Source organism: Pseudomonas sp. AL10 (assembly GCF_029960685.1).
Lineage (GTDB): Bacteria > Pseudomonadota > Gammaproteobacteria > Pseudomonadales > Pseudomonadaceae > Aquipseudomonas > Aquipseudomonas lactis.
The window spans coordinates 201,850-217,510 of sequence record NZ_JASBQZ010000003.1; the positions used below are offsets into that span (position 1 = coordinate 201,850).

Genomic DNA, 15,661 nt, shown 5'->3' on the forward strand with positions numbered 1-15,661 from the left:
GGAAGTTGATCAACTATTGATCAGTTTTTAATGGGATCTGGCCGGCCAACTTTTGCCTGTTTCGAGTGACATCTTCTCGGCGACTTAGTACTTTTTTAGGAAAACCACACCTTAGGTACTACTTCATGGCTAAAAGGGTTGCATCTCCCAGGGTTCTTGGCGAAAACGGGAAATCAGTAAAAGTACGATATAAACGGGGCGGCGCCATTGTTGCTGTTGATACTATTATGCCCGACGGTGAGATTGTTGGAGATGCCAACGTCGAGCAGGCATCAAGTAAGAGCTATCCCCAACGCCCTCGCAGAGTTTCACAGGTGTTCTATAGCTACGAAGAAGCAAGAGAGTTGATCATTGATAATAAAATTTTACTTAAGTCTGAATATAATCGGTTTCGCAAAGATCATCCCATGTTGCCTTGGGATCCAGATGTTCATTACGGTACCGAGTTTTTGAGTTGGAACCATTTTACGGGCAGACCTGAGTTCTATGCGACCTTAGAACAGGCTCAAGAGGCTGCACGCTCCTTGAGTGTAAAAAGTCGGGCGAGTTATATTAAGGCTACCAAGATCGATCCGCGATTACCCTACACCCCTGAAAACCACTATAAAGAGTTTCCAGGCTATGAAGTGTTTCTGGGTATTGGAGATGCACCCTACGAAACTTATCAAGAAGCATCGGATGCAGCAAAGCGCTTGGGAATTATCAGTCCTGACGCTTACCGTAGGAACCGAAAGAAGGATCCTAAGCTGATTGCTAGTCCTCTAAAGCGTTATCGCAATGAGTGGAGAGGTTGGCCGCACTTTCTTCAGATGGCAGATAAGTTGAATGGGGTTAAGTTAGCAGAGGAAAGTAATGTTTATGCAACTTGGGAAGAGTTCTCGGCGGCTGTTTCGTACTTGGGTATTAAAACCCAGAGTGAGTACATGGAGCGGCGTGTCGAAGACGCTCGCCTGCCAGTTTGGCCGGAGCGAGTTTATCTAGAGGACTGGCCGGGCTGGGGAAAGGCGATGGTTGGTCGTGCGCGCTTCGCGTGCAAGACCTGGCAAGAAGCAAAGGCTGTGGTGTTGCCGCATCGTTTTGATGGGTACTCAGCCTATAGGGTTGGCTATAAAGTGGACACTCGCCTTCCCGCCGATCCGATCAAGAAATATCCTGACTTTCCTGGCTGGCCTGCTTTTTTGCTGCCAGAGATTTATGAAACGCTGGCCGATCTCAAGCTCGCTATCAAACTCTTGGGAGTGAAGACCCAAGACGCTTATCTTGAGGCCAGAAGTAGATTCCCAGTGTTGCCTGAGAATCCGGAAGTGCTTTTCTCAGATGAGTGGGTGGATTGGTACGATGCCTGTGGATTCATTACGCCTTATTCATATCAGGAGCTTCAATCAATTGCGCAGAGCCATGATTGTAAAACGTTGAAAGACTATAGGAAGTTAGCGAGAAAGCTCGGTGATTCTAGAATGGTTAACAGGCCTGAGCTTCATTACAAAGAGTGGGTGAGTGTCTATGATTTTCTGAGCAGAGATCTACCTAACTTGCTCACGTTCGTCTCTAAGCAAAGCGCAGGTTGGATTGCTGACGTGGCCTATTGGCTTGAACGGTTGCCGGCTGTAGGTACCCGGGAGTATTCCGTATGTAAATTCATTCGTTATTACATTGAGCCTAATGGGTATGGCGCTACCGTACAGGATTTCCTCCAGCTAAAGCGTGTCGATACCGTACAATTTGAGAAATTTATCGCTTCTCAGGGAAAGCCTGCGAGTTGTAGGCGCACTTGGTACGAAATCCAAGAGTACCTAAATGATGCCTTGAAACGTCATTTCTTTGATGAAGATGAGAGTGGGAAAATCTATAGAACTGCAGATGCCGCAAATCCATTGGCAGCAATTAAGTACAATGGTGAGTTCCATAGGCCATCTGAGTCCACAAAGCCACCTCTAGCGTACCAGTTCGTCAAAGCAGCCAAAGATTGGATCGTGCAGCCGCATGCCAAAACACTCCGTGATCTTGTCAATATCCATGGTTTCGATTCAGATTACTTAGCTGTCGACGAGTCGATGATTGATTTTGATGATCCTAACTGCGTCTACCGCAAAAGCGGAGATCAGTATTATCTCTGGATTCCCATGTATTGGATTGCGGTGTACACCCTGTTGTCCGTTCCGGCCCGGGCGCGTCAAGTAATGTACAACGATTCGGGAGAAGCTGATGAATTTATCGTTGATATTAGTAATGGTGAGCCTCAATGGGTGCTAAATACCAGCCCGATGGCTGAAAAAGAGCTTCAGCAGGCCTTTGTTTCTCATGATGAAAAAGGGAATTGGGGGATGCATTTCACGTCCAACAAGACCAGCTACGATGGGGGAGGCTATGACGTACCTTGGATTCCTCAGCCGCTTGTGTACTGGTTAACGGTACTGCGTGAGTGGCAGAAGAAGTACAATCCTGTTCTTAAGCGGACACGTTGGGTAGATTGCGCCAGTCGTTGTAACTTCAGCAAAATCAAACTTAAGAAGAAACCGGATGCGTGTTTTCTATTTAGGGCGTTTGGTGAAGATAAGCCCCCAGTTTATGCGGGTGGTGTTGCCAGCCGATTGGCTGCAACGCTCTATAATATCCAGCCTGATGACCTTGTCCTGGCGTCATTCGATGACACCTATGAAAGGTCGGATCGCGTCGCTAAGTCGACTCTGACTCGGTACTCCTCGGAGTTTACGACTCACTCGATGCGAGTCAGTTTGATCACCGCCTATGTAATGAAGTTCGGCATGCCCGTAGAGATCATCATGAAGATCGTTGGCCATGCTTCGATCGTGATGACGATTTATTACGTGAAAGTCGGATCTGCGTCAGTCCGTCAGGCTATGACGGAAGGAGAGAAGCGGGCGTTGCAAGACGATGCAACCGATATGCAGATCATGGTGGAACAGAAGCGGTTGGATGAGCTCCAGCATCAGATGGTTGGCAGCACCAAGGAAGCACTTGAAGCTCTACTTGCCGGTAACAGCGGTACTCAGTTGGTAAGGGACTACGGCATGTGTCCTTATGCCGGCGCTCGTTGTGGCGATGGTGGTGAATCGACAGGCAAGCAGTGGTTGCCTGTCCAGGCCGGGCATCTGGGACTGCAAAATTGCCCACGGTGCCGGCACTTCGTTACTGGCCCTGTGTTCTTGGGTGGACTGGCTGCTTTGTGGAATGAAATTTCTCTAACTGTAAACCTCAACTGGCAAAGCTATGCCGACATTGATCAAAAGCTTTCTGACTATCGGTCGCGCCTTCAAGATCTCCGGAACGAGAAGTTCGACTGCGCTCAAGTAGGTAAGCCTTTCAATGATCGGGAGCTGAAGCGGATCAACGTCGCGATCCGCAAGCTTGAAGCAGACCAGGAAGGTGTCGTCACGAAAATGGACATGTACATCGGTGATTTGCAGGCACTGACTAAGCTGATCTCGGAATGCAAGGTCTTGCTTAATACCAATAGCCAGGCAGAGTCCCCCAAGACTGATGGTATGCAACTGCTGGTGAGCGACCGGCACGAACTTGAAATCGTGTATGAGGAGACGTCGCTTTTCCATCAGCTGAACGAGGTTTGCCAGAACGCCACGCTTTATCAATCAGCTTCAGCGGTGATGGCGACTCCTCGTAGGGCGCAGTTGCTGGATCGACTCGCCCTCAACAATGGCATTCGTCCAGTGATGCTCCAGCTCGATGAGCGTGAGCAGCTTCGTCTCGGCAACCAGGTCTCGTCATTCCTGTTCAGTAGGTTGAAAAGCAGAAAGAAGGTCGACGAGTTGATCAGCGGGCAGTTGCGGCTGGAGGACTTGCAAGGAGAGCACATCATCAGTGTGAAGGAGATCACCACCCTCATGTCCAGCGAGTCATTGCCCGGCCTCGATGGTATTCCCACTGGCTATGCTCGGCAGCCCCAATTGATTGAAGTAGAGCCCTGTCATTGACCCCTAGACAGGTCGGATCACCGACCGCTTACTGTTTTTCAAATCTGGAGGTTCAATAGAATGACGCCTGAAGAAATGCTGGCCTTGCTTTGCGCAAAATCGCCACGCCAAAAAAGCTCATTGGAGGTGGTTTATGCCATCTGCAAAGAGATTGTGGACGCCGGGGGGACGAATTTTACTTCGGAGCATATTGGCCGGGTGGGGGCTACCCGAGGAGGGCCCCGTGCACAGACGATTCGGAATAAAACTGGCGACAATTTCAAAGCTCTGATCAAGTGCTTCAAGGACGCCCCTGGTACTCGTAAGCGGGCAAAAAAATCATCGTCCTCCACTGACTGGGTTGACGGCATCAAGGATCCGAAGCTTCGAATTCTTGTTGACCGGACGCTCGCTGAACTGGCTGAAGCAAGGAGTGAGCTCAAGGAGCTGATACCTCCGGGTATTGAGTTTAGAGTCGACGATCGTCGTGGGCAGTCATCTGAGGTCGTTCCAAGCTTTAAGCTGAACGAGTTCGAGCGCGACGCCCTAACATTCTTATTGTCGGAGAGCTTCCTGCTGCAGTGGAGGTTTGAGCGGGGGAAGAGGGGGGATGTGCTGAACGCCAAGGGGGACACGGTGTTTCATCCAGGTACTCTCCCGGCATTGGAGAAGGCCCTGAAATACCTCTGACTGAAATGCAACGTGGCAACGACCCCTTCAGGCTAGGCGAGATAGAGACCTGGGGCAGGGGTAGGCAAACGCACGGTGTTGGGTGGAATCACCTACGGCTTTAGGTTAAAGGTTGGGGCTGCGAGTTCCAGCCAAAGGAAACTGTATGTTCACGTATGAGGTCGCTCAACCCACTGCCACCATGCTCCTGACGGAGATCCTCGATCAAGAAACGGGATTGGATGTCGAACTGCAGAGCTTCTTGACCCGCGATCTGGGTTTGGTCATGAAAGACAGGGGGGAGTTGGCGAGTCGTTATGCTCGTGATCCCGGCAATCCTTGGCTTGTGTGCGCGTTGTGCATGGCCCCGGTGATACTCGTGCGCACCATGGAACGGCGCTTCCATTTCCGTCATCACCCACGTGCGGAGGCAGAGCAAAAATGCTCAATTTCAACGCGTGGGCAATTGAGTGCCGAGCAGATCAACTGCATCAAGTACAACGCTGCGAAGGAGAGCGCAGCACACCTGAGGCTCAAAGGCATTATTCGAGACAGCCTTATAGTCGATGAGCAGTGCTCCGAGCCGTTGGTGGAGAAGGTGTGGAAGGGCGTGCGCCTCGCCGATCGCGCGCAATGGCGAAAGCCCGATGTCCAAGCTGAGCTCAATGGCCAACGCCTGGCATTTGAGGTGCAGCTTTCGACCACGTACCTGACAGAAATCGCGGGTCGACGTGAGTTCTACCGAGCGAACAACGGGGCTATGGTCTGGATATTCCATAGCTTCGACCCGAGTTCGACCCGCACCTCTGAAGAGGACATTTTCTTCCTGAATAACAACAACGTCTTCATCGTAAATGAAGCGACGCTTGCTCGATCTCGGGTGGCGAGGCGCATGGCCCTAGACTGCTGGTACGCCATACCCCATCTCAGGGGCAAGACGATCATTGACGAATGGGTAATGGAGGAGGTGTTTCTTGATCAACTGATCGTGAACGCCCAAGAGCAAAAGGTTTTTTTCAAGGACTACGACACGCTAAGGGCCGAGCTATTGAGTAGCGTGAGCAGCGACCGAGCCCGGCAGGCCTTTCTCGATTTCTGGATGCAGCATGCAGCAACGGACAGCAAAGAGTCGGATGAGGCGTGGCGAACTTTGCGGGAACAAATGAAAACGGCAAGTCCTGACCTTCCGCTGCCTTCGGACTACCGAATGGGGAAATTCCATGGGGCTGTGTCGATTATGTTGAGTGCCCGTTTTGGGCATCCAGTGGGCTACAACCTGCCTCGCCTCCTTAACGTGGCCAACACCGCCTTCGATCACTACAAGGGCTATTTACTCGCCTTCGGATGGACGCTGCGAGCGTTCGCGAACGAGCAACTGTTGGCTGACCAAGACGCCAAGCAGACCTGGCAGCGGAGGAAGAAGTTGATCCGCGAGGGCCTTGAGCGAATGGACGAAGCCTACCGGCAAGATCGGAGTTACAACCATGTGATTGCGTTTCTGATCCCTGAGATCAAGGAAAAGCTTGCCCATGGGCGGGAGTGGTGATGGCTACCCGCGTCGGCATTTGAAATTGTAGGAATTTACCACCTTGATCTTTCTTCGCTGCGGACTCAAAAACCAACCTATACGCATAGGCTCTCCTCGTAAGCGGCGCGGACTCGCGATGCACGACGAGGAGGGCTCATAAGCGCGCGGAGGATCAAATCAGGTGGAGCCCTGGTGGTAGCAGCTCTATCGAGCACTCTCTGGTAGCCTGTTTCCAGAAGGCCAGATGGGCTGGAATGAGATGCAGCTATCTCATATACATCTGCTTGGTTCGATTCAATTTGATGACGTAGCTATCAGCGTAAAGACCGTTCGATTCCAGCACGATTTCGTCCTTCCCAGCGCTGCGGATGTCATATCGCTGAGACTTGGCCAGCAACAGACCTCGTTCAATCTCGGATTCTTCAGTATTGGGTGAGGGGGCAGTGGGGATGCTTATATCGCCTAAGGATTTGGCGACGACTCGAACTCTCACATCCATCAAGCTGGTTTCCAGCTCCTCATCAGAGGCCAGCCATTCTCCATTGCCTTCGAATCTGTAGCTTGTGGTTGCTGGAGTGGAGGGTGCAAACGTCGTGCTCTTCAGCAGACCATTGATTCGGTATGTCTTGTTGCGAAAGTACTCAATAGTACCTTCGAAGCCGACAACACCATTGGGCTGTGGATATTGAAATTTCTCATGCCACAGTCCCAGCAATTTGGGATTCAGTCCATCGGATGAGCTGGGGGGACTGATATAGGCTGCCCAAGGGCCGACGATGGTTGAGAAATCTCTTAGATGCGGCAGTAGGTAAACGATCGATGCGATGATGCCTGCCGACCAACCGAGTCGAAGCCTGCTCCAGTTCATGCTGTGCTATCCATGTTGTAAAACTATCCTCTTGCTCTTGCTTACCAAGACCCTATGTATCGGATTTTCGATGCCACAGGTCGTGAACGGTCTGCTTGGACAGCCCCAATTTTTCGGCAATCTGCTTTTGAGTCAAACCTTCGGCCTTATGCTGATGTACCTGTCTCAACCTGTTCTCGTCAACTGGCTTGCCGGGCTTACGCACCACCAATGCGTCATCTTGCAGTTGCGCTTTGAGCTCCTCCATCAAGCCAGTTTGCAGGTGCTCCGAAAGCTCAGCGGTGAGCCGGCCCAAGACGGACTCTATCGGTTCGTTTTGACGGATGGCCAGCGTGAGCGCAAGCAAGGTCAGGGGGTTCGTATCGAGAGCCTTGCTCAGGAGGTCAAGCTTATCGAGGGTAATACCGGATTCGCCTTTTTCGAGTTGTGCGAGGTACGTCCGAGTACCTGCTTCGGACAACCCTTCCTGCGAAAGCCCTTTGCGACTGCGAAGAACTCGCAGAACGGCTGCGAACGCACGTTTCAGGGGCATGGGCGATCCTCAAAAGGGGAGGATGAGGCCACGTTGCATAGTCCGGTTCTACTGTATATAGTTGTCATCGCCGGACTTATAGGTCTCGGCTGATTCATAGTGGCATTGAGCGTTTCAGACGCTGGCTTGTATTGCGTACGGGCCTGTGAGGACTGAAGCATAGAGACGGTGGTGCATATGCCCCGCCTGAATCAATTTACACCTAAACCGAACAATCGCTCGATGTATGTGGCCGGTTGAGAGGTAAGAAATGGGAGCTTGGGCTAGAGAGATGCTTTTCAATTCAGCGTTTAATCGAGGGCCATTGAGATTGCAGAGGTGGGACTCAGAGGTTCGAATGCCTGCTGTGCGTGATCTCCAGATGGTGCGCCAGGCCCTTGTGATGATGTGCTGTGGGTGATGGTTGGCCAGGTGTGTTGGGCAGCTAGCCATCTACCAGCCCGGGTGCTAATGACGAAAAAATCCAATGCCTAGGATCATTTAAAGCTGCAGAACAGGGTGTTACATGAGTGACGGGTTACGAGACATCGTGGAGCTGTTCAGCAACGATGGAGAGCAGTTGGTGGGCTTCGAGGGTGATGCCGGCCAGGCTGATGCTGAAGCCATCAGTCATCGCTCATGGAAGCCGTACTGCATCGTAAGAGAGTGGATGCTGATTGAGATTGAGGTGACTGATGAGTACCGCGAATCTCTTGCTGCCGACGGGTTACAACCTTGTGTGCTGTATGCATCCAATGTCTTGGCCCACAGTGCGAACAAGCGGCAGGTCGGCGACTGGGTTCGGTCAACCTTCCAAAGATCGCTCACCGACGGCTACGTGTTTGAAACGCGTAACACTCTATATATTTTGACAGGCCCTGGTCAGAGAAAAAAAGCCAGCCTGGAGACCGTCATGGCAATTGTTAATCTCTACTGAAAATCGGGGAGGCTAGATGTCTGGTTCCTTTTTAACGAGGCTCATGCGCATTGCAGTCTTACGAGCAAACCTGATGGCAGGCCAGGAGATTTTGAGACACGCCATGATGGCGAGGGGTGGCTCATGCGACTTCTCGTAATGTCGGATCTCCATGTCGAGTTCCAGCCCGTCGAGCTGCCCGACCCATCTCTGTATGACGTTGCCATTCTCGCTGGTGACATCAACATCAAAGGTCGGAGCTCCAATTGGGCCTGCGAACATTTTTCGAAGGAGACCGTGCTCGTAGCTGGCAACCACGAGTTTTACAAATCGAGCTGGTACAAGACGCTCGATCAGCTCAGCAACCCCCAAGCTGCCCACGTTCACTTTTTGGAGCAGCGCACGCTTGTCCTCGATGGCGTTCGATTCGTGGGATGCACCGGGTGGTCTGATTTTGAAGGTACCGGGAATGCGCCATTGGCGATGCTGGACGCACGGGCGCTCATGAATGACTACAAAGTCATTCGGGTCGAGCCGCAATATCGAACCCTGGTACCCCAACAGACTCGCAAAGTCGCGCAAGAGTCTCGTGAGTGGCTTCATCGCGAGCTGGAACAACCCTTTCAGGGAAAAACGATCGTGGTGACTCACTTCCCGCCTTTGATGCATTTTGTTCCGGACTATGGAACGCATCCGCATTTGCGGGCCGCTTACGGCAACAACTGGGAGGAATTCCTGGATATGAAGGTCGATTTCTGGATCTTTGGACACACTCACGTGGCTGTCGATGAAACGATCAATGGAATCAGATTTCTGTCCAATCCAAGGGGTTATCCAGGGGAAGACGTCGATTTCAACAACCAGTGTGTGATCACGCTTTGAATGGCTTGAAGCGTGCGAGAAGAGGATGTTTGCAGTGTATTTTCCAGAATCGTTGCTGAAGGCCACGAGGGTCACTTTCCAGGGACAGATCAGCGGTTATTTGCTCGATGCTCGTCCGGTCGGACTGGGCTTCAAAGCGGCGATGTTTTTTGACATCCACCAGCGCGCCGAAAACGGGGATACGGTCGTCACCGAGGATTTGGCGGCGATGGAAGAGCAGCACGGCTATTCGATCGCTGTCACCACAGCGGGTGATCGATATGTCATCGTGAGCTTTCTTATGTTCATGATTGAGGAGGTCGACGGGGGGCAGCAGACAGTGGTGATGTCGATGACCCGAGAAGCTTCCGCGCGCTCGTAAGCCTTCGAAACAAGGCCATTTGGCGAAGCAATGGATGGGCAGGAGTTACCATGTCATACATAGACATCGAGGAGATCGTTGGCCCAAGCGCGGTCATGCCAGGGGTGGAAATGGATCTTGAGGAAGCGATCCGGATGACAGAGACGAGATTCCCGGATAGGAGCTTTTGCATCGTCGATGAGTGGGTTTGGCTTGATCTCGATGCGCCTGATTTGGTCGTCCAGGAGTTGGCTATGGAGGGCAAGAAGCCGGTGATGCTGCTGATGCTCAATGTGGTCTTCGATAGCTGTACCAAAACCAGCAGCGCCCTCTGGCTGCGCTCGTCACCGTTGATTGATTTCAGCGACGGCATGTTTTTTCAGACGCAGAACAAACTTTACGTGCTGCTCAGCCATGGTCGTCGAAAAACGATGCCTTTGTCGGCAGTGCTTCGCGTTTTTTGAAGCTGAGGTGGCAGTCGGCCTAGCTTATGGCCAGGATGCCTGAACCTGGAGATTGGCGGGGACGCTGATGCTTCTTGAATCACACAGCCCGCATCTTATGGTAGTCAAACCAATCTCCGCACTATTGCCTTTGCCAGAAGATTTACTTTGGCCAGGTGATGTTTACAGCCAAGGGCCCTTTTCCCATGGTTGTGCGAGGGGATAGTCTTTTTCTCAGCGCAATAAAGCGTTCCATGCCCAGTCCATCAGTTTGGAACGGGTAAAAGTCGAAAGTGGTTGTGAGGTTGAGACGGGTGCTCGTTTCCTTGATGTCAGAAATGGTCGATGCTGAAATCAAAACGCCGTCGAGGTAGGTCTTATTTTTGATCCGTCCAAATGCACCCGACTCGTCTTCGACAAACTCCCGAATCTCTTTGGAAAGCATTTGAAGGGCTGATGCCGGGGTCTGCGACGTCAGAATCTGTTCACCCGGGAGGAGGTCGTCGATGTTCAGGGCGATGAAGCCAGGGTTCTCTGATTCGCGGATTTGCTTGGCACCGTCCCGTAACCTAGAGACAAGGCTTTTGCGCTCATAGATTTTCTTGCAGGCGATTGAGTAGTTACCAAATCCGAAGTCGACAACAATGTCGGGAGGGTCGATCAACTGGGCCGGCATCCTGCGCTTGAGGGCGGTCAGAAGCGAGAGCTCCCATAATGCGTCCTTGCCTTGGGATTTGGATCGGTTCGACAGGTTCACGTCTGCTCCAGAGATTCGCTGAAGGGCTTCATCAATACCCGGCTCATCATTGAGCGTGGAGATGATCCGAGCAATCTTCTCTGCGTAAGCGGCGTTGATACCCGTTACCAAATTGGGTGATGTTTTGCTCTGCGTCCATTGCTTGTCGAGCTTACGGGCGTCTGCAAAAAGCTTGTGAAGCACACTCCCAGGAGTGAAGCGTATACCGCGTTCCTGAAGGATGATTACCGCCTCATCCACCAGGGTTACGATGTCGGCGTAGCTACAACTGGTGAAGCCGTAGCTGTCAGCTTGGACGCTAAATGCCTGGGTATTGATGGCGAATTCCTTCGATTGGTTTTCGGGCATTTGATGGGGTTCGCCCAAGAGGGCTCCTCCGGACATCAATGATGAGCGGAGCTCTATGCGGGCGAAATTTATGTCAATCGCTGCAGCCAGGCAAATACCTTGGTGACCGTGAGCTTATGCCTGAATTCCTAGAGTGCTCCCTGCACCGTGACACCCGTTCAAAGATGCGGTGACATTGCACGTCATGCTCAATGACGTCCTAATCAGCTTGGCGGCATCGTCGCCCCAGTCCTGGAAGCACGATCGTCTAGGCGATCATTATCAACCATGCCTGCAGCCCTCTATGAAGCAAACCCGATGTTTCTGAGGTGCGATGGAAATCGTGATGGCTTTTCGAAATCACCAGATGAAAATGTTGGTAGCATATACTCAAACATTGAGTTTGAGCTGTATTTATATACAGTATTTGAATAACGGTAGTGTTCCCTTCACCGATGCCTTCGGCTGAGGCTTGGCATTGATTTGCTGACGCGTATTCAGAATTGAAGCGTGTGCTCGATGTGCTAGGTGAGTCGCTGGTCAGGGAAGCATGGCCAAACATTGGAATGTCTATGGATACGACGCAACCAGAGAATGCGACGCTGCCCGGCGCCGCGCCCTTGCCGTTCGATGCGACATTGCTCTTCAAGGCGCTCCAGTATCAATTGCTGGTGGCAGTGGAGTACTGCTACGACCTGGCACCAGGTGAATGTATGTGGCTGGAAGCCATGGGGGATGTCACTGTTCCCGGGAAAACTCAGGCTGAGGTAAAGCTCTACACCGATAGCCTCACTGACAGTCATGCCAATTTCTGGAACACTATAAAAAACTGGCTCCATGAAAATTTTGAGCGCACCTCTTTCAAAACCTTGGTGTTGCTGACGACTCAGAAATTCGGAGCGCTGACACTCCTAAAGGGCTGGAACACCGCCACTCCCGCAGAGCGGTTCGCCATCATGGAGAGCATCGTTGCGCCGTCCCAAGCCGATGCCAACACGAATTCAAAAGACGAGCCTGACGCCGAAGCGAGTGCTGCAAAGGCCTCGAAGTCCAAATCGCTTCAGCAATATGTGATGGCGCCCGAGCGCCGGGACGCACTGATGGAAGTGCTGGAGCGTATGCACATCACGACTGGTGCCGACTCGTTGGAGCAACGTCTCCAGAACTACGAGACCCGGCATCTCAAGCCCATTCGGCCTTCCAAGTGCAAGCAATTCATCGAAGAGCTGCTGGGTTTCATAAGCAGTCCGCAGCTTGTGATCGGCAGGTGGGTAATAACCCACAAAGCCTTTACTGACAAATTGTCAGAACTCACCCATCGATACATGAAGCATCCGCGAACATTCCCGGCAGTGGACGTAAAGGCGCTGAAGAAAACCATCAACGCCGAAGAAATTCGCCCCATGCTGTTTGCTCAGAAGATTGTGGAGATCGGTGGTGAGACCCATCTGAAGGAAGCCGCCTTGCATCGGGTCGTTGCGCAGACCACGATCTCGGATCTTTACACTGATGGCGTGCTCTTCAAGTCGATGGTGGATCTCTACCTCGGCAATCATCTCACACAGCATCGATACGGACGTGCGCTTGCGATGCTCGGCTGTGCGGGAGTGACGTGTCCAGCCGCGCTGGGTACCCGCTCGATGATGTTCTATCTGGAGCGTAACGCTCTGGCTGTTGAGCCTTTCTGTGGCTTGGAAAACACGATGCCCGAGTTTCGCAATGGCATCTATCACATCCTCGCCAGCGAGGAGCCAGAGGATGAAGATGATGAGTTCCATTGGAGGCTTTGGAAATGACCACTCAAGTCTCTGACCACCTGTACACCCTGCACCGAACCCCCTTTGCACTGGCTCCAGTCATCCAGAGCTTCTACGAGCACTGGGAGCCGATCGAGAAGGATATTCTGCTCAGTTATCTCATTCTTCCGCTGGTCACCTACAAGCCGATGCATGGGTTTCTGAAGTGGGCTCGCAGGGATAGCAATGTCCGAACCATGGCCGCAGATCCTTCCAGGCTCGTCGGGCTCGCGATGCGAGTAGAGGAGTTCAAGCCGATTACGAACGCCGCATTGCTCATCCTCGCCGCTGAGAAAAGCCTGGAAGTCACTGCCGAGTTGTCGGTTCAATCACTTCAGAAACCGCAATCAATCAATGCTGACAAGTCGCTGGTGCGGTACAGCCAGAAGCTGGCCATGGTGCTGTCCGGTGAGAACGTCGTTTCCATTTACAGGATGTTGGGACTTAAATCGCTATGAAGTGTTATGTAGAGTACATCGGGGTGGTGGACAAAGAACACGGTGTCCATCACGTTCCCTTCAAGCCTGGTCTCAACATCGTGACGGGCAGATCGTCGAAGGGTAAGAGTGCGATCCTCGACATATTTGATTATTGCCTTGGCAGCTCCGAGGACACGATTCCTGAAGGCATCATCACGGATCGTGCAAAGTATTTTTTCACAGTCCTACGCTTTCCAGGTGTCTCAGTCGTGACGGGACGAATGGCAGCAGGCAATAGCTGCTTCCTGCGTGAGCTTTCCGGGCCAGCCGTGGACGACGCGCTTGAGCTCATCGAGGACGTCGACACCTTCTTCACTCAGAATTTCTTCCAACACAAGGATGCCTTTCTCAAGAGCCTTGGGCGCTATTTCGGCGTCACGTTGCAAAACATCGACACCGATCCTCTGCACAAAGAAATGACCGGAAAGTGGAGCGCTACGCCCTCAGTGCGCAGCTTCGCATCGTTCATGTTGCAGCATCAAAATCTGGTAGCGAATCGGCATGCGATCTTCTACCGGTTCGAAGAAAAGCGTAAACGTGATCAAGCCATAGATCAGTTCAAAATCTTCATGAACATCGTTGGGGAAGACTACTTCGATCTGGCGAAGCTGCGTACCGAGGCTCTGTATGAGCTCAAGCGCGCCATAGCGCAGATACCCAAGCAGGAAAAAATCAAGGAGGAGTATCTCGACGAATTCAAAACCTTGCTGAAGGAGTATGAGGCACTGGCTGGTCAGCCACTGACAGAGCTTACTCCTGGGCAAATCTGGGCGAAGCCCAAGCCGGCCCTTGAGCGCATCACCGGTATTTCGGTCAGGGTCGATGGTCTGTCCAACGCTTTTGAGGCGAGACGGGATGAATTACGTGACCAAAAAGCCGGGCTGATGTCCACGATCCAGAAGGCGCTCAATACCCGCTACCTGCTGAAGGTTTCGACTGAACAAGCATCAGGCTTCGCCGAATCTCTAACCGCACTGCCCATTCCTTCGGCGACTAATCTGGAACATGCAGCGTGCCCTGTTTGCGCATCCCAATCTGATGTCGCTGAGGACGAAGCCAACAAATTGTCGGCAGCCATTCACTGGTTGAATGGGGAGCTCAAGGTATCGAGTTACGCGCGAGAAGGCTTCGGTGAAGAGCGCCGCAAGATTGATAATGACCTCAAACAATATCGTAAAGAGCTGGCAGCGATTGAAGCCGCTCTGAAACCTCTTGATGATGAAGCGGATCGATTGGAGAAATCCAAGTCTGTCGATGCTGCAGCCCAGAAGGCAAAGCTCAAGCTTGAGTTGGCAATCGAGCGGCGTATCGCCAATCCTCCCTCAGAAGTAGAAGGAATGGTGGAATTTTGGCAGAACGAGGTCGAAAGATTTGATGAGCTGATGGCCCAGTATGACGTTGAGTCTAAACTCTGGGCCCTGCAGAACGACATCAACAAAACCATGAGGGCTCTGGGTAAAAACTTTGATTTCGAGGACTCGTATAAATCCGGCTCTTTGAAATTTGACGTAGAGACCTTCGACCTCTGGCATGAAAAACCTATCGAAGGTGGGCGGGTCAAAAAGGTGTTTCTGCGGTCTATGGGGAGTGGTGCCAACTGGCTGTATTCCCACCTGACCCTTTTCATGGCTCTGCATTACCAGTTCGCCGCACATCCAACATGCAAGGTGCCACCGATCCTATTTCTCGACCAACCGACGCAGGTTTACTTCCCTTCGACCGATGATGCTGACTCATTCGTTGCAGATGAGTTGCGCGGTGACCGGAAGACCACCAGAACGGTCGACGAGGACGTGAGCGCAGTTTCGAAGATGTTCAGCAACCTCGCAAGATTCTGCGATATCACCTTTAAAAACACTGGGGTAATGCCGCAGATTATCGTGTGCGACCATGCCGATAATTTGCCGCTGCAGGGCGATTATGTGTTCGAAACCTTCGTCCGCAGACGGTGGAGGAAGCAGGGGCTGATCGCAGAATAATCCGAGGTCTCTGGCCAAGGTAACCGATACCCTGGCCGAGCTTGCTCATGATGGCTGGTACTATTTTTGAACTCCGATGTGGAAGCACAAGTGTGGCGTCTCTCCTGTTCGCATTTTCCCGAGGAGGTTCCTCAGATGCTTCGAGAGGCGCTTTCGTCCTTTAGGCGCAGGCCTGGTTATGACGACCCAACACGAGTAGACCACGTCGCGTTGAGCAGCCTTGGCTTCAAGTAT

Annotated in this window: 13 protein-coding genes; 10 read left to right on the plus strand and 3 right to left on the minus strand. The window is 52.2% G+C overall.

What is annotated here, in order from left to right:
• The first annotated feature begins 125 nt into the window (after positions 1-125).
• From QK296_RS05375 to QK296_RS05385, 3 genes are all read left to right on the plus strand, one after another.
• Entirely contained in the window at positions 126-3,953 is a 3,828-nt protein-coding gene (locus QK296_RS05375) for a VPA1269 family protein (RefSeq protein WP_259197999.1), read from the plus strand.
• Positions 3,954-4,013: 60 nt separating this feature from the next.
• Positions 4,014-4,622 carry a gamma-mobile-trio protein GmtX gene (gmtX, locus tag QK296_RS05380; RefSeq protein WP_122554438.1) on the plus strand — a complete coding sequence of 203 codons (609 nt, stop codon included), beginning with the start codon at positions 4,014-4,016 and terminating at the stop codon, positions 4,620-4,622.
• Between the two features lie 145 nt (positions 4,623-4,767).
• A complete protein-coding gene (locus tag QK296_RS05385; RefSeq protein WP_259197995.1) occupies positions 4,768-6,147 on the plus strand; it encodes a DUF6035 family protein in 1,380 nt (459 codons plus the stop codon).
• A 247-nt stretch (positions 6,148-6,394) separates the two neighbouring features.
• Here QK296_RS05385 and QK296_RS05390 read toward each other — a convergent pair whose 3' ends face one another.
• Positions 6,395-6,997, minus strand: a complete 603-nt coding sequence (locus tag QK296_RS05390) for a hypothetical protein (RefSeq protein ID WP_016771189.1) — start codon at positions 6,995-6,997, stop codon at positions 6,395-6,397.
• Positions 6,998-7,049: 52 nt separating this feature from the next.
• Positions 7,050-7,529 carry a helix-turn-helix domain-containing protein gene (locus QK296_RS05395; RefSeq protein WP_282390681.1) on the minus strand — a complete coding sequence of 160 codons (480 nt, stop codon included), beginning with the start codon at positions 7,527-7,529 and terminating at the stop codon, positions 7,050-7,052.
• A gap of 505 nt (positions 7,530-8,034) precedes the next feature.
• Between QK296_RS05395 and QK296_RS05400 the strand changes: the two genes are divergently transcribed.
• The 4 genes from QK296_RS05400 (at position 8,035) to QK296_RS05415 (ending at position 10,110) form a co-directional block, all read left to right on the plus strand.
• Positions 8,035-8,445 carry a hypothetical protein gene (locus QK296_RS05400; protein ID WP_016771187.1) on the plus strand — a complete coding sequence of 137 codons (411 nt, stop codon included), beginning with the start codon at positions 8,035-8,037 and terminating at the stop codon, positions 8,443-8,445.
• A gap of 123 nt (positions 8,446-8,568) precedes the next feature.
• Positions 8,569-9,306 (plus strand): metallophosphoesterase, encoded by a 738-nt coding sequence (locus QK296_RS05405; protein ID WP_282390682.1) that lies wholly within the window; start codon positions 8,569-8,571, stop codon positions 9,304-9,306.
• A 34-nt stretch (positions 9,307-9,340) separates the two neighbouring features.
• A complete protein-coding gene (locus QK296_RS05410; RefSeq protein ID WP_038861093.1) occupies positions 9,341-9,667 on the plus strand; it encodes a hypothetical protein in 327 nt (108 codons plus the stop codon).
• 50 nt (positions 9,668-9,717) lie between these two features.
• Complete coding sequence (locus QK296_RS05415; protein WP_016771183.1) at positions 9,718-10,110, plus strand: hypothetical protein; 393 nt, start codon at positions 9,718-9,720, stop codon at positions 10,108-10,110.
• A 142-nt stretch (positions 10,111-10,252) separates the two neighbouring features.
• Here QK296_RS05415 and QK296_RS05420 read toward each other — a convergent pair whose 3' ends face one another.
• Positions 10,253-11,212 (minus strand): hypothetical protein, encoded by a 960-nt coding sequence (locus tag QK296_RS05420; RefSeq protein WP_157221863.1) that lies wholly within the window; start codon positions 11,210-11,212, stop codon positions 10,253-10,255.
• 533 nt (positions 11,213-11,745) lie between these two features.
• Here QK296_RS05420 and QK296_RS05425 point away from each other — a divergent pair.
• From QK296_RS05425 to QK296_RS05435, 3 genes are read left to right on the plus strand one after another with little or no spacing between them, the layout of a single operon-like run.
• A complete protein-coding gene (locus tag QK296_RS05425; RefSeq protein WP_016771181.1) occupies positions 11,746-12,969 on the plus strand; it encodes a hypothetical protein in 1,224 nt (407 codons plus the stop codon).
• The gene (locus QK296_RS05430) at positions 12,966-13,427 is read left to right on the plus strand and encodes a three component ABC system middle component (RefSeq protein WP_016771180.1); all 462 of its coding nucleotides are present in this window, start codon (positions 12,966-12,968) and stop codon (positions 13,425-13,427) included. The genes QK296_RS05425 and QK296_RS05430 overlap by 4 nt, the downstream gene beginning before the upstream one ends.
• On the plus strand, positions 13,424-15,427 hold the full coding sequence (locus tag QK296_RS05435) for a DUF3732 domain-containing protein (protein ID WP_016771179.1): 2,004 nt from the start codon (positions 13,424-13,426) through the stop codon (positions 15,425-15,427). The genes QK296_RS05430 and QK296_RS05435 overlap by 4 nt, the downstream gene beginning before the upstream one ends.
• The last annotated feature ends 234 nt before the right edge of the window (positions 15,428-15,661 follow it).

Excerpts from the sequence above, each read along its gene's own strand:
- QK296_RS05375 (WP_259197999.1), top strand. The coding sequence starts at position 126 with ATGGCTAAAAGGGTTGCATCTCCCAGGGTTCTTGGCGAAAACGGGAAA.
- gmtX (WP_122554438.1), top strand. The coding sequence starts at position 4,014 with ATGACGCCTGAAGAAATGCTGGCCTTGCTTTGCGCAAAATCGCCACGC.
- QK296_RS05385 (WP_259197995.1), top strand. The coding sequence starts at position 4,768 with ATGTTCACGTATGAGGTCGCTCAACCCACTGCCACCATGCTCCTGACG.
- QK296_RS05390 (WP_016771189.1), bottom strand. The coding sequence starts at position 6,997 with ATGAACTGGAGCAGGCTTCGACTCGGTTGGTCGGCAGGCATCATCGCA.
- QK296_RS05395 (WP_282390681.1), bottom strand. The coding sequence starts at position 7,529 with ATGCCCCTGAAACGTGCGTTCGCAGCCGTTCTGCGAGTTCTTCGCAGT.
- QK296_RS05400 (WP_016771187.1), top strand. The coding sequence starts at position 8,035 with ATGAGTGACGGGTTACGAGACATCGTGGAGCTGTTCAGCAACGATGGA.
- QK296_RS05405 (WP_282390682.1), top strand. The coding sequence starts at position 8,569 with ATGCGACTTCTCGTAATGTCGGATCTCCATGTCGAGTTCCAGCCCGTC.
- QK296_RS05415 (WP_016771183.1), top strand. The coding sequence starts at position 9,718 with ATGTCATACATAGACATCGAGGAGATCGTTGGCCCAAGCGCGGTCATG.
- QK296_RS05425 (WP_016771181.1), top strand. The coding sequence starts at position 11,746 with ATGGATACGACGCAACCAGAGAATGCGACGCTGCCCGGCGCCGCGCCC.
- QK296_RS05430 (WP_016771180.1), top strand. The coding sequence starts at position 12,966 with ATGACCACTCAAGTCTCTGACCACCTGTACACCCTGCACCGAACCCCC.
- QK296_RS05435 (WP_016771179.1), top strand. The coding sequence starts at position 13,424 with ATGAAGTGTTATGTAGAGTACATCGGGGTGGTGGACAAAGAACACGGT.